Here is a 21977-nt window from a genome sequence, read left to right on the forward strand (position 1 = left end):
GCATCCTAATAGGCGACGGATGGCAGCCATGTGGCCAATGGAGGCAGGAAGTACACCAGCATCAGGCCCAGCAACTGCAGCAGCACGAACGGAATGATACCGCGGTAGATGTCTGTCAGTTTGATCTCGGGCGGACACACGCCCTTCAGGTAGAACAAGGCGAAGCCAACGGGCGGTGTCAGGAACGAGGTTTGCAGGGTCACAGCCACAAGGATCACAAACCAGATCAGTGCAGGCTCATCAATCACCCCATAGCCACCAATATCGAGGCCAAGGCCATTGATGATCGGACGCATCAGAGGCAGCACGATCAGTGTGATCTCAATCCAGTCCAGCACGAAGCCAAGCAAGAACACGATGAACAGGATGAACAGAACTGTTCCGTTGGCACCAAAGCCGGTGGAAGCCACCATTTCTTCAATCAGCGCATCACCGCCCATCTCACGCAGGACGTAGGAGAAGATGGTTGCGCCGAGGAAGATGGCAAAGATGTAAGCGGTGGTGTTGAAGGTGGACTTCAGCACGTTGACCAGCTTGCGGAATGTCAGCTTGCGGTAGCCGAGCGCCAGCAGAGTTGCGCCGAGTGCACCGATGCCGGAAGCTTCTGTTGGCGTGGTCAGGCCTGCGAAGATAGAGCCCAGCACGGCGAGGATCAGCAACAGGGTTGGCAGTGCCGCGATCAAAACATCCTTAATCGCGTGCCAGTCTGGTGCCTTCGCGCCTTCCGGTACTGGTGCTGCATCGCGTTTAACCAGAGCAACAACGAAGATATACACCAGATACAACATCCCAATGATGATGCCCGGGAAGACGGCTGCCATGAACAGGTCACCAACAGACAGAGCCATCTGGTCTGCCATGATCACCAGCATGATGGAAGGCGGAATGAGGATGCCCAATGTACCAGAGGCAGACACCACGCCAGCCGCAAGGGACTTGGAGTACTTCTGCTGCATCATAGATGGCAGAGACAGCACACCGAGCAGCACAACAGAGGCGCCAATGATGCCGGTGGAAGCTGCAAGGATTATGCCGATGAGCGTTACTGTGATGGCAAGACCGCCGCGCACTGTGCCGAACAGCTTCTGCATGGAGGTCATCAAACGCTCAGCCACACCGCTTTCGTCCAGCATCAGTCCCATGAAGATGAACATAGGCAGAGCGACAAGAACAGCGTTGGACATGGTCGCGTAAACACGGTTCACGGTAGCGCCCAGTGTCAGATAGTCGAGACCGGTGAAAGTGCTCTCAAGGCCAGTCCAGGCCATATGGTCGTTGTCGAACAGATAAGCCAGACCGCAATACGCAATGCCGACACCTGCCAGAACCCAGGCAACGGGGTAACCGGAAAAGAGCAGTGCGATGAAGCTCAGGAACATTGCAATGACGAGTTTCTCTTCGGTGGTCTCAACGAGGAAAGACAAGCCATACGCAACAATAGCAAAGCCAAGGAATGCGAGGAGGATCAGGCGGATGCCCTTCCCTTTCCGCTCGCTCTCACTGTCGACCCAGATTGCGTGAACGTCGTGAATAAGACGGGCGAGTGCTGCAACTCCCAGCAGAACAAAACTTAGTGGGATCACCGCTTTGAGTGCCCAACGCGCAGGCAGGCCAGTTGGGCTGGAGGAGCGTTCGCTCACACGGAAACTGTCGTAGAAATAGTCGTAGCCCTGATCCACCATGAGATAGATGAAAGGAACTAAAAGCGCAGAAATGCCGATGATTTCGATGAAGCGTTGTGTCCGTGGGCTCAGCTGCATGTGCAGCAGATCCACCCTTACGTGGCTATCTGTGACCAGCGCATAGGAAATGCCCACCATGGTCACCAGACCGTAGATGTGCCACTGAAGTTCATCAAGCTTAGGGAAATTGTAGTTAAACAGATAACGCATTGTTACCTGAGTGACGATTGCAAGGATCAGCAGCAGGTTGGCCCACATTACAACGTGGCCAACGCCTTTTACAAAGTGATCCAGTGCAACGGCTATGGGTTGTTTGTCAGTGTCTTCGTGCTCGAGAATTTCTTCAAAGAGCTCAATTGGATCTGAAGTGTCCTGAGGGTTTTTTATCATAGCATTCACTCTTGCAGGTCAGCGCCGCAACTATCTGGTCTGGAAGGCTGAGGCCAATAGTAGAAATGGGAGCGGCAAAGAAAAGCCGCTCCCAAGTTTTTATTATTTACGCGGCAGGAACGCGTTTTCTTTCCAGATTTTGTAGTTATCGCGGAACTGGTTGAGGTCAGTCAGAACCTTTGCGAAGAATGCATCGTTTGCGGCTTCTTCCTGAGCAACGTCGTTCCATGTTGAACGGAACACGTCGAGCATTTCAGGAGACCACTGCTTGATCTGAACGCCGTTGTTGTTGACGTTGTCGAGCAGAGCTTCGTGCTGGATTGCTTCACCTTCAGCAAAACTGTCGGTGACAGATGCCTTACATGCGTTCTCGATGATCGCTTTGTGAGTGTCGCTTGCTTTGTTCCAAACGTCTTTGTTGATCAGCAATTCGAAGACGGTGGCCTGCTGATGCCAACCTGGGAAGTAATTATACTTTACCAGTTTGTGGAAGCCGAGGCGTGCGTCAATGGCAGGCATGGAGAATTCGGTCGCATCAATCGCGCCTTTCTCAAGCGCCGGGAAGATTTCACCGCCTGGCAGCAGAGAAGTTGCAACGCCGAGCTTCTGCATGACTTTACCGCCAAGGCCGAAGAAGCGCATTTTCAGGCCCTTCAGGTCTTCAGGAGAGTTGATCTCCTTAGCGAACCAGCCGGATGTCTCTGGAGCGATGATCGCACATGGCATAACTTTTACGTTGTAGCCAGCCTGATCGTACATTTCCTGGTACAGGGACAGGCCGTTGCCGTAGTAAAGCCAAGCCGCATATTCACCAGCTTCTGGGCCAAAAGGAACAGCAGAGAACAGTGGAGCTGCAGGAATTTTACCAGCCCAATAGCCAGCTGTTGTGTAGCCGGAATTGATTTTGCCTGAAGAAACAGCGTCGAGGATTTCAAATGGCGGAACCAGCTTGCCCGGCTCATACACCTTCATTTTGATGGTGCCGCCAGACATCAGCTTCAGCTGGTCAGCGACACGAGGAATTGGGCTTCCCAAACCTGGCAGAGAGGTAGAGAAGGCAATTGGTGTCTTCAGCAGCAGCTTGTCGGCTGCGTTTGCGATAGGAGCTGCGAGCACAGATGCAGCTACAGAGGCGGCGAGAGCAAGGCTTAAGACAGATTTTTTCATGTTTCCTCCAAATGGCATTCGGCTGCTAAACGCGCTTTTGCGCTGTCCTCCCAAGCAGCTGACTAATGGTAAATAATATTGACCTCTGAAATAAATCAAGAAATATATTTTGCAGTTTTAGCCGTTTTTCGGGCTTGACACGCGGGTAAATACTAATGGTGTGGATGCGTAGGATTATTGGGTTTGTATACCTAAGGGATAGAAAATTCGCTGTAAAACAACGTATTAGTGCGTAATACATGCTTTGATATATCAATATTGTGGCTCTCGGCGCTCTTCCCCTTGAATTGGAAAATAAAATCGACCAATATTGGAATTGTGACCGGCAGGAAGTGTAAAATGGTGTCTGTAGATTATCTTTTTGAGCCTATCGACCACGATACAGTGGTGGATTCTGTAACTGAGCAGATTGAGGGACTCATTTTGGCCGGCGTGCTGAAAGAGGGGACTAAGCTGCCCTCTGAAAGAGATATTTCTGAGCGTATGGGTGTCTCTCGTCCGAAGGTTCGTGAAGCACTGAAGCGGCTGGAGGATTCCAACCTCATTGCTATCCGTCACGGTGAAGGATCGTTCATAGCGCCTCTTATCAGTGCAGCTATGAGCCCTGCCTTGATCAATCTGATCAGCCGCAATCAGACGGCTTTTTATGACTACCTTGAATATCGACGCGTTCAAGAGGGGTTTGCAGCTCGTCTGGCTGCTGAGCGTGCAACCAAACTGGATCTTGAGCGACTTGAGGCTATTCTCGTGAACCTGCGGGAAGCGCAGGCCAATGGTGATGATATTGCTTCAAAGAAGAATGATATCGCGTTCCATTTGGCGATTGTGGATGCAGGTCACAATGCCATGCTTATTCATATGATGTCTTCCATCTATGAACTGACGCAGAAGGGTGTCTTCTATAATCGTGAATTCTTGCGCTCTATTGATGGGACTGGGGAGCAGTTGTTAGAGCAGCACGAGGAGATCGGCAGGGCTATCTTCACGCGAAATGGCGCAAAGGCTGAAGAGGCCGCGCACCGGCACATTGACTTCGTGGAGACATCTTTCCGCCTCGGGCAGGATCAACAGCGCCGTGAGCTTATTTCCTCAAAACTCTTTGCATTGCAAAGAGGTGAAGAATAATTACCACTCTTACGTATTGGGAATAGAGAGGATCATTCGCAAGCACCGTAGCGAATGATCCATGTTATTAGTTCCTAGCGATTTTCAACCCAAGCGGTGAGATCAGCAACGTTTGGCTCAACGAACTCTGCCATTCCGCCGGAGAATTCTTTAAAAGCATCGATGTTGATGTGGTTGGTACCAACAAGGACAGATGCTCCGCTTTCCAGAGCTTTCACGATCAAATCACGAAAACCGCTGCCATTGGCCTCCTGCTCACCAAACTTGTTCAGGATGAACACGTCAAACGGCTCGTCGATCCGCTGAGTAACTTCGCCTGCAGCTTGCGCGAGGGCCGATGTGTCTAACCGGCAACCTGAAGACTCCTTGCCAAGGGATTGTGTGATGGAGATCTGCGGTCCGTCTGGGAGGACCAGAACGTCCATGTCACAGCGATGGCGATCTTCGTTGACCGTATCTGCCTGCACGATACCGCAAGTCCGTATGCCGTTTTCCCGAAGTTTCTTGGAAAGCTCTGTCAGCACCAGTTTCCCTTTTGGTAGGGTGTAAGCAATTCTCATCTGGGGTCTTCCTTGCGCTTCTGTTTTTTCAGCTATGTGAAAACTCTCATATCAAACTGTAATAATACTGGTTTGATCTACGCTAGGTTACCCCTGCGGCGAATGCGCACAATTATTATGAGGAATGTGTTTTTGCGCATTTACCGCAAGAGAGGCTAACTTGATTTCGTGCAGTTTGGGTATCTTTGAGCCTACCCTACATGAGCAAGCTCATCCCCTTGATAGCTTTGTGCTTTCGAGGTTGTCTCTTCTTCTAGAGGCGAAATTGTTTGTTTGTTTGTCAGCAAAGCCATAATGCCAGGTGACGATGTAGGGTCATATCGTGCTGTGGCATCTAACCCTCCAGTGAGCGTGATGGATTGAACCCGAATTGGCTCTACCTGTTGGTTCTGGTGGAGAAGCTGGAGTTCTTTCCCTTCAAGTAATTCATATGGCCGCTCTGAAGTTAGGTGAATCCTATCCTCCTCTATACGGCGGAGGATGATAGGTGTCTTATTGCCAGTGCTGGATTGGATGACACCTGTTGTGTTCGTGTCAATGAGAGCTGCCGCGTTTGAAAGACTATGACGAGCGAAAATTTTGTCGTAGTCATGGGAAGGATAGTGATGGCGAAGTAGGTCAAGATCTTCTCGTGTGAGCGAGTTAGCGCCTTGAATTGGTCCGTGCAAAAAGTGGTCGAGGTGTTCTGGGCGCCAACGATTGCCGTTGTAAGCGGAGGTAACGTCGCTAAGGCTTTGGAAGCTGCTGAACTCGTATTCCATGTAATATTTGAACACGTTTCGCTCGTCTGGAGCGTCTTTGTACATCGCCGCATAGTCTTGGTGCATTTCTGTGAAATTTAGATAGGCCCCCGTCGCGGTTGTGCCGTTTACATAATCAAATGCATCGATCACCTCCTCACTCAATCTGCGAAAGAGCAGGAGGGCCTCATAGAAGACCATGTGTTTTGGAGTGGAGGCCATCACAAGGTCGTGGATGCCCAGATCTTCACGGGCAACTTGAAACATGTACTTCAATAGAGCGTGGATGAGTGCGCCATCCTGTGAGCGATAATCAGGATGAATAGTTAGTGAGGACGCTTCGGCAATCCGGCGGTTCCAGCGTTGAATGTGTTTGAGTGAAAAAATCTGCTCCACGGGCAGCTCTTCAAGAGACTTTATGATGATGGTGGTGGTGCCAATGACGGTATCACCCTGCTTTGCAATGAGCGTGTAGCAGGATGGGAGGACATAAAACGGGGTGAACCGATAGCCACTCCCGTCCTCCTTCATATAGCCGACTTGAGTGTAGGACTCGTAGAGTAATCTGCAAACCTGAGAGAGTTCATCAGGTGTGTCCGCGAGCTTGAAAATAACATTCTCGGGCGGTGTGTTTTGCAGCTTTACCCTTCTTCTGTGAATGGAAAAACGACGCGCTTTTTGGGCTTCGTGGGCTGTTTCTGATTTAATTGTATTGCTCATGCTCAATAACCTTTACTTGAACAATGTTGTGCAAGTGAGAATAAAAATCGACATTACCTAAAGTGATAAATCTGAGATAACTTTATTGATTTGAATAGAGCAAAAATATTATTAACGTTAATATTATAAATAATATTGACATATACTTAGTTTGTAAAAGATAAGCTTGTTCAGGTTGTATAATAAGTTTATGTGCAATCGATAAATATTTGTGTGCGTGCGGTTTTATCATTCGCACTGATTGGAAATTTTATTAGTGGAGGAAGATGTTGACTGTTTTAGCTGCATCTCAAGCACAAGGGTCTACATCAGGCACATGTGCAGGCTTTTCATATGACGCTGCTTTTTCCCGCAACATTGGTTGGGTGACACCGGAAGAGCAGCAAACTCTTCGTGGTAAGCGTGTTGCGATCGCTGGTATGGGCGGTGTAGGCGGCATTCATGCTGTCACATTGGCTCGATTGGGAATCGGTGCGTTCAGCGTGGCTGATTTCGATCACTTCGACATCGTCAATTTTAATCGCCAGATTGGGGCCACTGTCAGCACCCTGCAAGAGCCTAAGGTTTCAGTGATGGCTGAGCAGGTGCGTAATATCAATCCGGAGGTGGATCTGCGGGCTTTTCCGGATGGTGTAACCGATGAGAACATAGATGCCTTTTTGGAAGGCGTTGATATGTTTGTCGATGGCTTCGACTTCTTTGTGCTGGGTATGCGCAGAAAGGTTTTTGCAAAGTGCCGCGAACTCGGGATTCCAGCGGTTACGGCTGCTCCGCTTGGTATGGGCACTGCTTATTTGTGTTTTACTCCGGATGGCATGAGCTTTGAGGACTATTTCCAGTTTGAAGGGGAAGATGAGTTACATCAGTACTTCAAATTTTTGTTGGGTTTGGCACCAAGCGCGTTGCATCGCCATTCACTGGTGGACACCTCTCAACTGAACCTGAAGGAGGAGCGTGGCCCATCGACTGCTGCGGGTTGCCAGTTAGCTGCTGGGGTGGTTGGAGCGCAAGCCATTAAGCTGCTGCTGGGTCGCGGGCCATTGAAGCCAGCGCCGTGGTATCATCACTTTGACGCCTATGAGGGAAAGTTCGTGACCAAGCGCCTCCCCTCCGGAAATGGCAACTTCTTCCAAAAGCTGAGACTCAAAAAGACCATGCAACAGTTTACCTAGTTTCTGCATAATTGCAGGAACATAGGTGCGTGGGAGGCTTTCCCCTACAAAGAGAGATTGTGCGATTTCGGGCAAGTCGCACAACGCTCCCACGCATCTTGGAGCCTTTAGGCAGGGTTTCACATCTTAAATTGCTTTAATATGAGTTTAATCTTCAGGTTATTGACTTTTGTCAAATAAGCAAAGGAGTGATCGTGATCTACAGTAATTGCAATTCATTCGCATTTGCGAGCTGTTCGCTTTCTATCCCGTTTCGATGGAAACTCAAAAATGATCACACGTCGTTCTTTTCTTTCGCACACTGCAGGGTTTACCGCTGCTGCATCTCTGGGTAGTACGCTGCCGTTCGTGGCACAAGCGGCAAATCCGGCGCTGGCCCTGCATGGTCCGCCAGTGGGACCATCTGTTGTGCTGTCTTACATTGCCAATAAAGGCTTGCTCTCTGACTTTACAGAGAAAGTAGACTTCTCCGTTTACAAATCACCCGATGTCCTACGTGCCGGTTTTGTCTCCGGTGACTGGAAATTGGCAGGCACTCCGTCTTACGTTGCAGCAAACCTTGCTAACAAAGGTCTGCCAGTGAAGATGCTGAACATCATGACCTGGGGCATGCTTTATGTGCTCAGCTATGATGGTTCTGTGAAATCTCCAGCGGATCTGGCCGGTGAGAAGATCGGCATGTTCTTCCGCAATGATATGCCAGATCTGGTGTTTGGCCGTGTCATGCAGCAAAACGGGCTGACTGAGGGCAAAGACTACTCCCTGCACTATGTTAGCACACCCTTTGAGGCATTGCAGCTTCTGCTTTCTGGCCGCATCAAGCATTGTGTTCTGCCAGAACCCGCTGCAACAGCAGGCATGGTCAAGGGCAAAAAGATGGGCAAGTCGATCCATCGTTCCATCGACCTGGCCAGTGAATGGGCTTCTGTGACTGGCGGCGAAGGTCGCTTCCCGATGGCTGGCATGATGGTGCATGAAGACCTTCTTAATGCCCAGCCTGAGCTGATCGAAGGCTTCCATAAAGCTTGCGTGACCGGCACTGAATGGGTGAAGGCAAACCCCAAGGAAGCGGCGACTGTTGCATCTGAAAGCATCACATTGCCAGCACCCGTGATCGCCAAGTCCATTCCGCATACACATTTAACAGCAGAGCGTGCCAAAGACATTCAGGCCGAGTTGGAGCAGTTCTACTCCATTCTGGCGGAAAAGAACCCATCCATCATTGGCGGAAAATTACCGAACGCAGACTTCTATCTGTAGCGAAGCAGGCTCGGCAGACCGCGCAAAGGTTACGGTCACCTGGTCTACTGAGCCCAACTAACAACGAGAAATACCTGATGATCCATCACATGCTATCGACGTTGCTGAGCAAACTTTGGAGTGGCTGGGGCACTCTTGCCGGGGTATTTCTCATTTTCGCGCTGTGGCAGGTTGGTTTTGAGGCCTTCGGGTCTCTGGTCTTGCCCGCTCCACTAGAAGCGTTGAGCCGGTTGTTAGATCTTGTCGCCTTGCCATCCGGGCTCGAATACATCCTGATCACTGCCAAGCGAGCCTTTGCTGGTTTTCTACTTGCGAGCGCTTTCGGTATTTTCTTCGGTCTGATAGCCGGTTGGTCCAACACACTGTCGCTGCTCTGTAAACCGTTCATCACTGTGGCCCTTGGGGTGCCGCCTATTGCATGGATCGTGCTCGCGTTGCTCTGGTTTGGTGGCGATGATGGCACGCCGATCTTTACAGTGTTCATTTCCACGATCCCGCTCATTTTTGCGGGAGCCTTGCAAGGCGTGCGGATGCGGGAGAAGGAGCTGGATGAGATGGCACAGAGTTTTCATGTGCCGCTGGTGCAACGGTTCTGGCAGGTGCAGGCACCGCAGATCGTTTCCTACCTCTTTCCAGCATGGGCAACAGCGTTGGGGTTGAGCTGGAAAGTGGTGGTGATGGCAGAGCTGCTCTCCAGCACGCGGGGCATTGGCGCCGGCCTTGCTGAAGCGCGCGTTAACATTGATACAGCATCCACCATGGCGTGGATTGTTGTGGTTGTTGGGCTGTTGCTGGTCATCGAAGGTATGTTGCTCAACCCGGTGAAAGATTATGTGGAGGGTTGGAAACATGCTGAATGATACAGCTCCCCTGCTCTCCGTCGTGCCAAGTGGTGCAGCAGATACAAAGCCATCCGTTTTGTCTGTCTCAGTGGTAGACCACCGCTATCATCCTTTGCAGCAAACACTGGCACCGAGTGCGCTGGAGCTGAAAAAAGGGGAGGTAGTCAGTATCATCGGCCCATCTGGATGCGGGAAGTCGACTTTTCTACGCATCGCAGCGGGCTTGATTGAGGCAAGTTCCGGGAAGATCTCAAGCACTGCAGATCGAACGGCGATCCTGTTTCAGGAGCACCGGTTGTTGCCATGGAAGAGTCTTCTGAACAACATCAGCTTTGGTCTTCAGGGACAAAAGCTCTCCAAGTTCCAGCGTATGAAGAAGGCACGGGCCGTCGCTTATGCCATGGGTTTCACTGAGGATGATCTGATCAAGTATCCCTCAGAGCTCTCCGGTGGCATGCGTCAGCGTGGAGCGTTGGCGCGTGCGCTTGCAGTAGAACCTGATCTGCTGTTTTTAGACGAGCCGTTTAGCGCTCTCGACATTGGCCGCCGCCGTGATCTTTACCGGCTGGTGTTGCATAAAGTTGATGAAAAACAGTGCTCTGTCCTGATGGTCACTCATGATGTGACCGAAGCATTGGCATTGAGTGACCGTGTTTTGATTATGGCGCCAGATCCGGGGCATTTTGCCAAGGAGTACGAGGTGCCATTGACCCGCTCCGAGCGTACGCGCCGAAACCTTTTAGAACTTGAAGCAAGCTTGCTGGCGGATGACCGGATTGCGCAGCTGTTTAACATGAGCAACTGGGAGCAGTTGGTATGACGGATCTTGCGCGTACATCTCAGCAACAGGCCTGGTTCTTTGATGCTCCGGTGTTCTCTGAAGGGTTCCGGGTCTTCTTTCCGCTGTCAGCACTCTATGCCGTGTTCTCCATCGTTGTGTGGGGGCTTGTGCTTGCAGATGTCCTGCCAGTGCCGCTGGACGCCGACCCTCTTCTCTTTCATCAATACGAGATGTTCTTTGGCTTCTTCACGGGCGCAATGGCGGGCTTTTTGACGACTGCTGTGCCCTCATGGTCAAACACACCAAAGATTGCGGGCACGCAATTGGCGGGTTTGGGGGCATTTTGGCTGGCAGGACGTATCGCGTTCTGGATGCTTGGTGTGCTTTCGCCGACTGTCGTGTTCGTGGTTCAGGCTTTCTTTCCCGCAGCGCTACTGATTGTTATCTTGCCCCGACTATGGCGTGCCGAGATGCGGCATCTCATGTGGCCGGTGCTTATGCTTTGCACAGCCCAGCTTGTGTGCTTTTGGGAATACTCTGAGATTGGCGTTCTCAATCAGGGACTTGCGATTGCGGAAGGTGCGTTCGTGCTGATGGTCCTCACGGCTCTTGCTCCGGTTTCCATGGTGATTGTGAATGATGCTTTGTCAACGCGAGAGGATGGCGCTGTGTTTGTTCCGCGTCCACCAATGAGGCGTGCGGCGCTGTTCTGCATCTCCGCGTTTACTCTTGCCAAGGTGTTGGGCGTTTCTGATGCTCTGCAAGGATGGCTGGCGCTGTCCTCTGCCTGTGCGGTGCTCAACATCTTGCAGGACTGGCATGTGGCAGGCTCTTTGCGAACCACCTTCGCGAAAGCGCTCTACCTGGTCTATTGGTTCTTTGGAGTTGGCTTTGCCTTGGAGGCCGGCGGGTTGCTTGGGCTGCTTTCTGCAGGTTCTTATGTTTCCGGTCAGCACATGATCTTCATCGGCGGCTTGTCTCTGGCAACCTTCATGGTTTTGACCATCGCGGGTCTGCGACATGCGGGCTATTCTTTGAAACTTCCAAAGTTACTAGGCGCCGCGATCCTGTCTCTCATAAGCGCCTGTCTGGCCCGTTCTCTCGGTCCACTGCTCTTCCCTGATCTGGATGTAATGCCACTGGCCTGGCTCCTGTTTGCACTCGCTTTCACCCTATATCTGATCCACTTCGTGCCCGTGGTTCTCCGCGAAAACTTCGTAAAATAAAGGCAACTGACTATGCTTTCTTTATCGAGATTGTTTGAACCGAAGAAAACCGATCTTTCTGAAGGTCTTGTTTCAAATGCCTTTGCACCTGAGTGCGGCGACGCAGTATCAGCTGGCAAGGGCTGCAGTATGAAAGACAGAGAATTTTGCCACGATGCGCGGTGCTATGCTCTCTCGCAAGCTTGTCATGCGGGCTGTGATCAGCACCAGTTTATTGATGCGCTCTGGGCGGAAGACAGACACTGAAGCAGTGTCTTAGCCGGCAGCCTCAAACTGCTGTATCTGGCTGAGCAAAGCTTCGGCCAGTTGTTCCTTGCTGTAAGGTTTGGCCAGTCGTGTGATCCGCTCTAGATTTTGTGTTTGTGGTTCCAGTGCTTTGGGGAAGCGACCTGAGGTGACAACCACTTTTTGGTCTGCGCAGGCTTTGATGCTGGCTTCGGCCAGATCCCAGCCGATTTTGCCATCTTCGAGCTGAACATCTGTGAAGAGAATGTCGAACTTGGTTCCGTTCTCAATGAGCACTTTAGCGGAGCCGTAGCTGTTGGCTTCGATACAAATAAGCCCCATCTCTTTCAGCATGGTTTTGGCGCGCAACAGGGTTTGTAGATCATCCTCAACCACCAGAATGCAGCGTGGCTGGTCAAACGTAATCGCGGTGTTGGGTGCCAGATCTTCCAGCGGTGCCTGCGGAATGACAAGGGTCACTGTTGTCCCCTCCTCCTTCTCGCTGGTGATGCCCATTTCCCCGCCGGATTGCTTGATAAAACCGAACACCATGCTCAACCCAAGTCCAGACCCTGCAGACGTGCGGCGGGTGGTGAAGAAAGGTTCGTAAACGCGTTCCAGCGTTTCCTGATCCATGCCGCATCCGTCATCAGTCACACTTATGGAAACACTCTCGGACCCGTTGGCCACAACCCGAACAGAAATCGTACCCGCACCTGAAATGGCGTGGGAGCTGTTGATGCAAAGGTTCAGCAGTGCGCTTTCCAGCTGGCCAGGGTCGATGCGCACATAGGTTGCTTCCTCTGGTAAATCTGTGGTCAGGATGATCCGCTCATCGATGCTCAATGAAATGATCTCGGCCACACTCTCAATGAGATAGTTGATTTCAACGACTTCTGGCTCAAGGTGCTGTTTGCGGGCAAAGGCAAGCAGGCGCTGGGTCAGATTTGTGGCCATCTCTACAGCGCTATGAATGCGTTGGATATTGCCTTTCAGATCAATGAGCTTGGAGCTTTTGCGCTCAATAATTCCGACGCTGCCAGAAATGCTGGTCAAGATGTTGTTGAAATCATGGGCCACTTCACCGGTTAGTTGCCCAAGGCTTTCGAGCTTTTGTTTTTGCTGTGCCTGTTCCTGAACAAAGCGACGGTCCGTGGCATCAGAGAATGACCAGACTGCACCGCCTTCTGGTAAGGGACTTTTGCGCACTTCGATCAGGATGCCGTCATCATCAATCAGTTCTGCAAAGCGGAAGCGTGTGCCATGTGGACGGACATTCTCATCCTTCCATCTGAACCCAGAGTTCTGAATGAGCACACGAATGTCTTTGGCTTTCTCAATCTCAGCTTCATTGATGCGAAGCGTTTCTGCCAAACGCGGGTTCCAGGCCGTCATATCATGGGCATCGTTGGTCAGAACCAGCCCTTCAGCGATGCAGTTAAAGGTGGTCTCGAACAGCTCTGTCTTGCGTTGCAACTGGCCATAAATGCGGCGCAACCGAATGGAATTGGCGCGAAAAATGCGGAAGGAATGCAACAGTCGGGTGATCTCATCATCTTGCCGCGCAGGTCGTGGGAGAACGGTGGTGTGATCTCCTTTGGCCAGACTGGACATGGCGTGAGAGATGCGATTGATGTTCTTGGTCACGTAACCAGCAATGTAATGCGCTGACATCAAAGCCAGAAGAATACTCGCGATGCCAGTGAGCAGCACAACGAGCTGTGCACTGGAGATGTAAGAGGATGTTTCCTGCCGTTGCTTGGAGATTTCTTCACCTGACAGACGAACAAACTCAGCAACCAGCTGGTTGATCATCTGTGCGCTGGATTTGATTTTGAAAAGCGCGTTGCGGGCTTCTAGTTGTCCCGCCATTGCCAGATGACGGATGGCATAAAGGCCTGCGTTGTCCTCTGCGATTGTCTTCAGTGCTGCAACGGCTTCCTGAACCTCAAGGGCAGATATGCCCTCCAGATCAGCCATTTGCAGATGATAGCGGCGACGCAGCTCGCCCAGACTGAGGAAATCAGTTACATGTGCGGCGGAAATCAAAAGGTTGGCAGCCTGACCAATCCCTTGCCAGGCCTCACGTTCCTCTGCATTCTGGTAAAACGTGGAGGAGTTCTTGACTGCAAGGCGCTCCATCTTGGAGAGGTCAACAAGCAGGGTACGAACCTGATCCTCAGACTCGCTGATTTGCTGGGCTGCGTTGACCAGAACGGCCACCTGCGAGCGCATGAGCGAAAGGTTTTGCTGCACTTGCGGTAGAAATCGACCAAGACTTCCTTGTTGTCGTGCAAGGGGAAAGTTGTCGCGATATTGCTGTTCTGCATTGCTCAGCTCAACCAGTAAACGAGAGCCTTCATTTTCGATCTGATAGACCGAAGAAAGGTTGAGGATGAAGGGAGCTGAACTCACCAGACCGGCGGATTTATTAGCCAGTTGGAGTGAGCTTGCGATTGCTTCGATAGTCTTTTGATAATGCCCAACAAGCTTCACGTTGGCTTGGTCCAGCCAGTACCATGCGATCGACCCTGCAAACAAAGTTGCAAAAGTCAGCAGCGTGATGGCTGCCAGCAAACGTGTTTTGATGGAAAGCAGAGCTTTCACGCGTTGGGGCAAAAAGGTCATGGCAGGTCTACAGCGGCTTCATCCAGTGCGAAGACATAGCCTTTGCCGCGACGGGTCTGCAAAAAGACCGGCTTGGATGGATTGGCCTCAATTTTCCGGCGCAAGCGCAGAATCAACACATCAACGGTGCGGTCCATATAGCGGGAAAGATCCCCGCCCAGATACTCCAGCAGTTCCACGCGATCAATCGGACGGTTCGGGTTCTCGATGAGAAACTCCAGCAGACGCAGCTCGGAGTTCGTCAGACTGATTTCCCGCAGGTTCCTGTCCAGCAACCGACGCTCGTCGCAAATGAAGGATAGCTCGCCAAGTGGAATAATCCCAGCGCTCGGTGTTTGCGGTGCAGGAGTGCTACCAGTAGGCTCTCGTTCTGCCGGAACATTGCGCTTGTAACGACGCAGAACCGCACGAATGCGGGCGATCAGTTCTCGCGGATTGAACGGCTTCATCAAAAAATCATCAGCACCGGTTTCCAGTCCAACGATCTTGTCTACCTCATCTCCCGTGCCCGTAAGCAGAATGATTGGAAAGTCATAGGATGTGCGCAGGCGCTGTGCGAGCATCATGCCGCTTTCACCATCCAGCTTCAGATCGATGATCGCCAGATCAAGGCTTTCCAGCTCTTTGAGCGTGATGAGTTCTTTGCTTCCGTGACACGGCAGTGCCTGGAACCCATATTCATGCAGCAGTTCCTGCAGCACATCGCGAATAGCCGGGTCGTCATCAACGACAGCTACCTTTGAGGGTGACCTATCCCAACTCTCGGTCATTTATGTAACCTTCCTCGCAACCCGTACCATGCTCCCAGACGCATACTTGGAGGTCGTTTTTGATTTTCTTCAGATTGCGGCGACAATGCACGTGAAAGTGCTTTCTCATCAATAATTCTAATATTTCATATGTAACTCATATCTGTAATAAATGTAACATTTAAAATATATATCTGCTAAATAAGAACATACTTAACGGTAAATCATAGGAACTCCTGTGATGTTTCATGTAGTTTTCTAATCAAGTTATGGGATTATGTGGGTGTACTTGTAAGTTGTTACACCTACATGCGTTTAGACTTGGGAGAAGATAATGAAAAACGCTCTTTTAGGTGGCCTTGCTGCCGTTGGCCTCCTTGCTGCACTTCCAGCTACAGCTTCTGCTGAAGAACTCAACATGGTCTGTGGTGCTGAGCAGGACTGGTGTGAGCTGATGGCACGCGGTTTTGAGGATGAAACCGGCAATGAAGTTCTGATGGTGCGCAAAAGCACTGGCGAAACACTCGCTCAGGTGCGTGCAGAAGCAAGCAACCCTAAGATTGACGTATGGTGGGGCGGTACTGGTGATCCACACCTGATCGCAGCATTTGAAGGCCTGACACAGGATCCGGGTGTTGACACCAGCGACCTGTTGGGCTGGGCATCCAACATGCACAAGATCTCAAATGGCGGCACTGTTGGCATCTACGCTGGCGCACTCGGCATTGCGTATAACGCTGAAGTTCTGGAAGAGCGCGGCCTGCCAGCTCCAGCTTGCTGGAAAGACCTCACAAACCCTGCTTACACCGGCGAAATTCAGGTTGCGAACCCAAACAGCTCCGGCACGGCTTACACTGAGCTGGCAACCTTCGTTCAGCTGTTTGGTGAAGATGAGGCCTATCGTCTGCTGACCGAAATCGGCAAGAACGTAAACCAGTACACAAAATCCGGTTCCGCACCAAGTAAAGCTGCTGCTCGCGGTGAAACCACCATCTCCATCGGCTTTATGCATGACATGGTGAAACTGGCAGGTTCCGGCTTCCCGCTGAAGATCGTTGCGCCTTGTGAAGGTACTGGTTATGAAGTTGGCGCTGTGAGCGTGATCAAAGGTGCAAAGCACCCTGAACTGGCGAAGCAGTTCGTTGAATACGCTCTGCGTCCAGACGTTCAGTCCCGCTCTATTGAAGTGAAGTCCTTCCAGGTTCCTTCCAACTCCAAAGCATCCGTTGCTCCTGAGTCTCCAGATCTGGCAAGCATCAAGCTGATCGACTACGACTTTGCGACATATGGTGAGCGTTCCACTCGTGAGCGTCTGCTGAAGCGCTGGAATGAAGAAGTTAAAAACGCTTCTCACTAAGTAAATCGAGCGTTGAAGGGCGGACTTATTCTCTGTCCGCCCTTCACCCTATATGCGTTGCATCGTATTCGCGCTTGCGCCAATACAAAACTCTCGGATCAACATCATGCGAAAGACAATTGCGCTCTGGCTCGCCGCCGGAATAGTGGGATTTTGCATATTTCCCTGGTACTCAGTAGAAAGCGGCTTTTGGTCTTTTAGCTGGTTGTTCAGCGAATTCCTTAGCGAAGACGCCGCGCCTGCCCTCTTCCAAGCTCTGCTTTATGGCCGCTGGTGGTTTGCTCCATTAGCATTGGCATTCGTCGGCATCGGTCTGTCGTTTGCTTTGCTGAAAGATGAACGCACCCGGGCAAAGGCCCTTGTTATTCTGTCTATGACAGGCCTTGCTCTGTTGTTTGCGCAGGGCTTTGCAATTGGCAGAGTCGGACCAGAGCTGTTCGTTGATACTCTCAACTTCGGCTCAGCTGCAGCAGGTCAGGTTGGCTTCGGCTCTGGGGCGATGATGACCGCCGGTGCTCTCCTCTTTATCCTCACCACCAGCATTTCAGGTCTTGGTCAGGGCCGCGGTGATGCGTTCATCGTTGGCAGCATCGGCCTCATTATTGCTCTGGTGATTACCTTCGTTTTCTATCCGGTTTCCCAGATCCTGATCCGCGCGTTTGAAGCAAGTGATGGAGGCATCGACATTGCCTTGTTCTTCACACGCTTCTTCTCCAGTGATATCTGGAGCCTTGCCTGCCTTGCTGGCGGCAAAACCTGTGGTCCAGCCTGGAACTCTGTTTTCCTCGCAGTGCTCACCGGTGCTGGTACAACCCTCCTCGGCCTTGCCTTTGCGCTGGTCGCGACCAAAACCGCGTTTCCTGCGAAAAAGCTGCTGCGCATTCTCACCATTATTCCAATCATCACTCCTCCCTTTGTGATTGGTCTGGCGCTGATCCTCATGTTCGGCCGTGCTGGTGTAGTGACAGATGTGCTGCATGATGTTTTTGACATCTCGAAAAGCCGTTGGCTCTACGGTTTCTCTGGCATTTATCTCGCGCAGCTGCTTTCCTTTACGCCGATTGCCTTCCTTGTACTCATCGGTGTGGTTGAGGGCGTCAGCCCTTCCATGGAAGAAGCCTCTCAAACCCTCAATGCATCCCAGTGGCAGACCTTCAAGAACGTCACATGGCCTCTGATGCGTCCGGGCCTGGCAAATGCCTTCTTGCTTGGCTTCATTGAAAGTATCGCCGACTTCGGTAACCCGCTTGTGTTGGGTGGCAACTTCAATGTCCTGTCTACTGAGATCTACTTCGCCATTGTCGGTGCTGTGGCTGATCCATCCAGAGCGGCTGTACTGGCTGTCGTCTTGCTCATGCTCACCCTGTCTGCCTTTGTGGCGCAGCGTTTGTGGCTCGGCAAAAAATCTTACGCGACAGTCACAGGTAAAGCTGACTCCGGCCAGCATTCGCCGCTAAACTCTGCGCTCAAGTGGACATGCTACGGCTTCGCATTGCCTTGGGCAGCATTCACAGCTGTTGTCTACTCCATGATCGTGTTCGGGAGCTTCGTAAAGCTTTGGGGCTACGACAACACCTTTACGCTTGATCACTACATCCGTGCATTCTCCGTCAGCTTCAACAATGGCATTCGCTGGACGGGTGTGGCGTGGGATAGTTACTTCACCACGCTCACTATCTCCACTATCGCGGCTCCACTCACCGCTGTTGTTGGTTTGCTCACTGCCTACCTGCTGGTGCGTCAAAAGTTTGCTGGCAAGAACCTGTTTGAGTTCAGCACAATGCTCAGCTTTGCTATTCCGGGCACTGTGATTGGTGTGGCTTACATCATGGCCTTCAACACACCACCAATCGAGCTAACCGGCACGAGCATCATCCTGATCATTGTGTTCGTATTCCGGAACATGCCTGTGGGTGTTCGTGGGGGTATCGCGGCTATGTCTCAGCTGGATAAGAGCCTTGATGAAGCTTCCATCACGCTTGGAGCAAACAGTTTTACCACTGTTCGCAAAGTGATCCTGCCTTTGATGGGGCCTGCAATCCTCGCAGCTCTGGCGTATAGCTTCGTTCGTGCCATCACGTCTGTGAGTGCGGTGATCTTCCTGGTGAGTGCGCGCCACAACATGGCAACCTCGTTCATCGTGGGCCGTGTTGAACATGGTGAGTACGGCATCGCGATTGCGTACTCCTCTGTGCTGATCATCACCATGCTCGTGGCAATCCTGCTGCTGCAGGTCGTCATTGGGCAGCGCAAGTTGCGTCGTCAGAACCGTCTGCAAACCTCAAACAAAAACAAAGAGCTGGCTTCAGCTTAATCCTAGAGTTTCTGGAGTAAATCATGTCTATTATGCAAAAAGCAGGCTCTGTACAGTTCCGGGATGTCGTCAAAAAATACGGTTCTGTCACCGCGCTGAAGCCTCTCAATCTGGAAATCCAGCAGGGTGAGCTTGTCACTCTGCTGGGCCCAAGTGGTTGCGGTAAAACCACCACTCTGCGTCTCATCGCTGGGTTGGAAGCCGCAACTGAAGGCACCATTTACATCGGCGGCAAGGACGTCACGCACCTAACGGCGACGTACCGCAACGTGTCCATGGTGTTCCAGTCCTACGCGCTCTTTCCGCATATGAGCGTGGTCGACAACGTGTCCTACGGCCTGCGTGTCAACAAGGTGCCTGCCAAAGAAGCTCAAGCCAAAGCAGAAGAAGGCTTGGCGATGGTTGGTCTGGCTGGGTACGGCGAGCGCCTGCCAAGCGAGCTTTCCGGTGGTCAGCAGCAGCGCGTGGCAGTTGCTCGAGCTGTTGTGCTGGAGCCGGAAGTGCTGCTGCTCGATGAGCCGCTTTCTAACCTTGATGCGAAACTGCGTCGTCATGTACGTGAAGAGATCCGCGAAATCCAGCAGAAGCTTGGCCTGACAGCTGTCTATGTGACGCATGATCAGGAAGAAGCGATGGCTGTTTCTGACCGCATCATCGTGATGAACAAAGCGGAGATTGCACAGTCTGGCACTCCACGCGAGCTCTACAACCAGCCGAATTCTGCATTTATTGCGGACTTTATTGGTGATGCAAACGTGGTGGATTGTGAGATTGCAGGTTTCAGTGAAGGCACAGTTTCACTGAAAGTTGGTGGGGCCTCTGTTGTTCTGCCTTACTCTGGTCCAGCGTGTCAGCACGGTAAGCTGGCGATCCGTCCAGAAGGCATCACCGTTACACAAGATGGGACCAATGGCATCGCTGCGGGCATTGCTTACGCAGCTTATCTCGGCAACCAGATCCAGTACTCCCTCAACACTGGATTTGGCAAGTTGTTCGCCATTGATCATAACCTGAGTGCAACGGTTATTCCAACAGGCGCAGAAGCCTTCATCCACCTCAAAGAAGAGGGGCTGGCCTTTTTGCCAGAAGCATAAGGGCTAGGACGGCCACCTCCATCCGAACCCTCTCTTCTAAAACAGAAGCCCGGAGATCCCCCTCTCCGGGTTTCTTTTTGTTTGGCTCATGAGAATGTGTGGGGTGCATGAAGTGTGGGTACTCGCATAAGCTGTACTTACCTGCGTTTGCTGATTAAGTTTAAGTGACACTGCAGTTTTGGGAGGTTGGCCATGGCAAAGAACATAGTGGTGTTTTCAGACGGAACCGGTCAGGAGGGCGGCGAAGGTCCGGACACGAACGTCTATAAGCTCTTCAGGATTTGCGAAAACAGAACCAAACGGCAAGTGCTGTTTTATGATCGCGGATTGGGCACGAAAGCGCACCGCTCTCGTGTTACGCGTCTACTGGGCAATGCGACCGGGCTTGGCATCAGCAAGAACCTGATGGAATGCTATCAGTTTATCTTCGAGAATTATCAGGCCAAGGATAAGATCTACCTGTTCGGCTTCAGCCGCGGCGCCACCACTGTGCGTAGCCTTGCAGGCTTCATCGAGATGTTCGGCATCCTGCCAAAATCCCGACCAGAACTGATCGCCAAAGCCTACAAGATTTACCAGATCAGTGATTGTCATGCGCGAAAAGCCAAAGCACAGGAATTTCGCGAAAAGCACCACAATATGTGGGCAGATGTTGAGTTTATCGGCGTGTGGGATACGGTCGCAGCGCTTGGCTTGCCATGGAAATCCCTTTCCGCTGCCATCAATAAGCTCCCCGGCTTCAAACATGAGTTCCATGACCTGACATTGCCTGCAGCCGTGAAGAATGCTTACCAGGCCCTATCCATTGATGATGAGCGTGAGGTGTTCCATCCTGTCCTGTGGAATGAGAGTACAGCGCCAAACCAGATCATGCAGCAGACCTGGTTTGCAGGTGTGCACACTGATATTGGCGGTGGCTATGAGGATTCCCGACTTTCAGACATCACATTCAATTGGATGCTGGAGCACGCAGAACGAAATGGATTGCGCATTCATGAAAGCAGTCGCAAAGCGCTGGTTGCTAATTTGAATCCGGATGAGACAGGCACGATCCACAATCCGCGTGAAGGCATCTTTGAGTACATCTACAAAGTGAAGCAAAGAATGTGGCCGCGGCTGGACATGAACGCACGAGAACGCGGGCAACCGCACGTTCATCCGAGTGTGCTTAAGCGGGCGAGCAATCCGGAGATCAGCTACAAACCCTGGATGATAGAAAATAACCCGATTGAGGAACCGCTGATCAAGCGGACGGCTAAGGCACTGGAAACTGAAACCTCTTAGGCAAAGAAAAAGCCGGAGCAGATGTTGCTGCCCCGGCTTGATTATTGCGAAGATCACTTGGCTTTTCGAGAGCCTTTGATCATAGGGGTGACAAGATCTTCCCGCTTCCACAAACGGTAGAAGAAGATCGCTGCCACGTGCAGAACCACCAGAATGAGCGTTGCACGGGCTAATATGCCATGCCACGCCAATGCAGTGCGGACGCTGTCTATCCCCGCCCACGAGGCCAATGGCCCAACATTGATGTAATCCTCCGGATCTGCGAACAGACCCAGTGCTGCCTGCGCTCCAATCACTCCAAGCAAAAGGAAAACGAACAGGCCGCCAAGCGGGCTATGTCCCTTCCAGTTGCTTGCCTGCCGTTTTGGCAGTTTTGCGATGTAGGAGAACAGCGTTTTGGGGCTGTAAACAAAGCTTGAGAAACGAGCTGTCTCTGAGCCAATGAAACCCCAGATCAGTCGGAATGCAATGAGGGCGAGCACTGCATAGCCAAACCAAAAATGCAGCGTCATAACGTCTGGCCCAAACTTGCCCAAACCCCACGCGGCGGCAACGCTGCCTGCGAAAAGCCAATGGAACAGGCGCAGTGGTAGGTCCCAAACAGGGGCTCCTGTTTTCTTCTGCGTTTCCAAGGAATGATCAGCGCTCGCTACCGTCATTT

General features: G+C 51.7%; 17 protein-coding genes. 10 read left to right on the forward strand and 7 right to left on the reverse strand.

Features of this window, described 5'->3' with window-relative positions:
- Positions 1 to 5: 5 nt before the first annotated feature.
- Positions 6 to 2072 (reverse strand): TRAP transporter large permease subunit, encoded by a 2067-nt coding sequence (locus tag PsW64_RS18825; protein ID WP_063304561.1) that lies wholly within the window; start codon positions 2070 to 2072, stop codon positions 6 to 8.
- Between the two features lie 102 nt (positions 2073 to 2174).
- Positions 2175 to 3239 carry a TRAP transporter substrate-binding protein gene (locus PsW64_RS18830; protein ID WP_057462476.1) on the reverse strand — a complete coding sequence of 355 codons (1065 nt, stop codon included), beginning with the start codon at positions 3237 to 3239 and terminating at the stop codon, positions 2175 to 2177.
- A gap of 339 nt (positions 3240 to 3578) precedes the next feature.
- On the opposite strand from PsW64_RS18830, the gene PsW64_RS18835 reads away from it, so the two are divergent.
- The gene (locus PsW64_RS18835) at positions 3579 to 4364 is read left to right on the forward strand and encodes a FadR/GntR family transcriptional regulator (RefSeq protein WP_057462458.1); all 786 of its coding nucleotides are present in this window, start codon (positions 3579 to 3581) and stop codon (positions 4362 to 4364) included.
- A gap of 74 nt (positions 4365 to 4438) precedes the next feature.
- Here PsW64_RS18835 and PsW64_RS18840 read toward each other — a convergent pair whose 3' ends face one another.
- Together PsW64_RS18840 and PsW64_RS18845 are read right to left on the reverse strand one after the other, a co-directional pair.
- Entirely contained in the window at positions 4439 to 4924 is a 486-nt protein-coding gene (locus tag PsW64_RS18840; protein ID WP_063304562.1) for a DUF2478 domain-containing protein, read from the reverse strand.
- 191 nt (positions 4925 to 5115) lie between these two features.
- The gene (locus tag PsW64_RS18845) at positions 5116 to 6384 is read right to left on the reverse strand and encodes an N-acyl amino acid synthase FeeM domain-containing protein (protein WP_063304563.1); all 1269 of its coding nucleotides are present in this window, start codon (positions 6382 to 6384) and stop codon (positions 5116 to 5118) included.
- Positions 6385 to 6650: 266 nt separating this feature from the next.
- On the opposite strand from PsW64_RS18845, the gene PsW64_RS18850 reads away from it, so the two are divergent.
- From PsW64_RS18850 to PsW64_RS18870, 5 genes are all read left to right on the forward strand, one after another.
- A complete protein-coding gene (locus tag PsW64_RS18850) occupies positions 6651 to 7556 on the forward strand; it encodes a ThiF family adenylyltransferase (RefSeq protein ID WP_063304564.1) in 906 nt (301 codons plus the stop codon).
- A gap of 270 nt (positions 7557 to 7826) precedes the next feature.
- Positions 7827 to 8816 carry an ABC transporter substrate-binding protein gene (locus PsW64_RS18855; protein ID WP_063304565.1) on the forward strand — a complete coding sequence of 330 codons (990 nt, stop codon included), beginning with the start codon at positions 7827 to 7829 and terminating at the stop codon, positions 8814 to 8816.
- Between the two features lie 77 nt (positions 8817 to 8893).
- Positions 8894 to 9676, forward strand: coding sequence for an ABC transporter permease (locus PsW64_RS18860; protein WP_063304978.1), 783 nt, complete (start codon positions 8894 to 8896; stop codon positions 9674 to 9676).
- Entirely contained in the window at positions 9666 to 10478 is an 813-nt protein-coding gene (locus PsW64_RS18865; RefSeq protein ID WP_063304566.1) for an ABC transporter ATP-binding protein, read from the forward strand. Before PsW64_RS18860 ends, PsW64_RS18865 begins: the two co-directional genes overlap by 11 nt.
- A complete protein-coding gene (locus tag PsW64_RS18870) occupies positions 10475 to 11665 on the forward strand; it encodes an NnrS family protein (protein WP_063304567.1) in 1191 nt (396 codons plus the stop codon). The genes PsW64_RS18865 and PsW64_RS18870 overlap by 4 nt, the downstream gene beginning before the upstream one ends.
- A gap of 255 nt (positions 11666 to 11920) precedes the next feature.
- Here the strand turns inward: PsW64_RS18870 and PsW64_RS18875 are convergent, their stop codons facing one another.
- Positions 11921 to 14518 (reverse strand): ATP-binding protein, encoded by a 2598-nt coding sequence (locus tag PsW64_RS18875; protein ID WP_063304568.1) that lies wholly within the window; start codon positions 14516 to 14518, stop codon positions 11921 to 11923.
- Entirely contained in the window at positions 14515 to 15288 is a 774-nt protein-coding gene (locus tag PsW64_RS18880) for a response regulator (protein ID WP_063304569.1), read from the reverse strand. The genes PsW64_RS18875 and PsW64_RS18880 overlap by 4 nt, the downstream gene beginning before the upstream one ends.
- Before the next feature lie 313 nt (positions 15289 to 15601).
- Between PsW64_RS18880 and PsW64_RS18885 the strand changes: the two genes are divergently transcribed.
- The 4 genes from PsW64_RS18885 (at position 15602) to PsW64_RS18900 (ending at position 21316) form a co-directional block, all read left to right on the forward strand.
- On the forward strand, positions 15602 to 16624 hold the full coding sequence (locus tag PsW64_RS18885; RefSeq protein ID WP_057462451.1) for an ABC transporter substrate-binding protein: 1023 nt from the start codon (positions 15602 to 15604) through the stop codon (positions 16622 to 16624).
- 106 nt (positions 16625 to 16730) lie between these two features.
- Entirely contained in the window at positions 16731 to 18938 is a 2208-nt protein-coding gene (locus PsW64_RS18890) for an ABC transporter permease (RefSeq protein WP_063304979.1), read from the forward strand.
- Between the two features lie 23 nt (positions 18939 to 18961).
- Positions 18962 to 20032 carry an ABC transporter ATP-binding protein gene (locus PsW64_RS18895; RefSeq protein WP_063304570.1) on the forward strand — a complete coding sequence of 357 codons (1071 nt, stop codon included), beginning with the start codon at positions 18962 to 18964 and terminating at the stop codon, positions 20030 to 20032.
- A gap of 192 nt (positions 20033 to 20224) precedes the next feature.
- Entirely contained in the window at positions 20225 to 21316 is a 1092-nt protein-coding gene (locus tag PsW64_RS18900; RefSeq protein WP_063299862.1) for a DUF2235 domain-containing protein, read from the forward strand.
- 53 nt (positions 21317 to 21369) lie between these two features.
- Here the strand turns inward: PsW64_RS18900 and PsW64_RS18905 are convergent, their stop codons facing one another.
- Positions 21370 to 21975: a cytochrome b/b6 domain-containing protein gene (locus PsW64_RS18905; protein ID WP_063304571.1), complete on the reverse strand. Its 606-nt coding sequence runs from the start codon at positions 21973 to 21975 to the stop codon at positions 21370 to 21372.
- Between the last annotated feature and the right edge of the window lie 2 nt (positions 21976 to 21977).

This window comes from Pseudovibrio sp. W64 (assembly GCF_001623145.1).
Taxonomy (GTDB): Bacteria; Pseudomonadota; Alphaproteobacteria; order Rhizobiales; family Stappiaceae; genus Pseudovibrio.

What these genes read in the sequence shown, in the direction of transcription:
- PsW64_RS18885 (WP_057462451.1), top strand. Translation starts at nt 15,602, where the DNA reads ATGAAAAACGCTCTTTTAGGTGGCCTTGCTGCCGTTGGCCTCCTTGCT.
- PsW64_RS18850 (WP_063304564.1), top strand. Translation starts at nt 6,651, where the DNA reads ATGTTGACTGTTTTAGCTGCATCTCAAGCACAAGGGTCTACATCAGGC.
- PsW64_RS18890 (WP_063304979.1), top strand. Translation starts at nt 16,731, where the DNA reads ATGCGAAAGACAATTGCGCTCTGGCTCGCCGCCGGAATAGTGGGATTT.
- PsW64_RS18825 (WP_063304561.1), bottom strand. Translation starts at nt 2,072, where the DNA reads ATGATAAAAAACCCTCAGGACACTTCAGATCCAATTGAGCTCTTTGAA.
- PsW64_RS18865 (WP_063304566.1), top strand. Translation starts at nt 9,666, where the DNA reads ATGCTGAATGATACAGCTCCCCTGCTCTCCGTCGTGCCAAGTGGTGCA.
- PsW64_RS18870 (WP_063304567.1), top strand. Translation starts at nt 10,475, where the DNA reads ATGACGGATCTTGCGCGTACATCTCAGCAACAGGCCTGGTTCTTTGAT.
- PsW64_RS18845 (WP_063304563.1), bottom strand. Translation starts at nt 6,384, where the DNA reads ATGAGCAATACAATTAAATCAGAAACAGCCCACGAAGCCCAAAAAGCG.
- PsW64_RS18875 (WP_063304568.1), bottom strand. Translation starts at nt 14,518, where the DNA reads ATGACCTTTTTGCCCCAACGCGTGAAAGCTCTGCTTTCCATCAAAACA.
- PsW64_RS18860 (WP_063304978.1), top strand. Translation starts at nt 8,894, where the DNA reads ATGATCCATCACATGCTATCGACGTTGCTGAGCAAACTTTGGAGTGGC.
- PsW64_RS18900 (WP_063299862.1), top strand. Translation starts at nt 20,225, where the DNA reads ATGGCAAAGAACATAGTGGTGTTTTCAGACGGAACCGGTCAGGAGGGC.
- PsW64_RS18855 (WP_063304565.1), top strand. Translation starts at nt 7,827, where the DNA reads ATGATCACACGTCGTTCTTTTCTTTCGCACACTGCAGGGTTTACCGCT.
- PsW64_RS18880 (WP_063304569.1), bottom strand. Translation starts at nt 15,288, where the DNA reads ATGACCGAGAGTTGGGATAGGTCACCCTCAAAGGTAGCTGTCGTTGAT.
- PsW64_RS18905 (WP_063304571.1), bottom strand. Translation starts at nt 21,975, where the DNA reads ATGACGGTAGCGAGCGCTGATCATTCCTTGGAAACGCAGAAGAAAACA.
- PsW64_RS18835 (WP_057462458.1), top strand. Translation starts at nt 3,579, where the DNA reads ATGGTGTCTGTAGATTATCTTTTTGAGCCTATCGACCACGATACAGTG.
- PsW64_RS18840 (WP_063304562.1), bottom strand. Translation starts at nt 4,924, where the DNA reads ATGAGAATTGCTTACACCCTACCAAAAGGGAAACTGGTGCTGACAGAG.
- PsW64_RS18830 (WP_057462476.1), bottom strand. Translation starts at nt 3,239, where the DNA reads ATGAAAAAATCTGTCTTAAGCCTTGCTCTCGCCGCCTCTGTAGCTGCA.
- PsW64_RS18895 (WP_063304570.1), top strand. Translation starts at nt 18,962, where the DNA reads ATGTCTATTATGCAAAAAGCAGGCTCTGTACAGTTCCGGGATGTCGTC.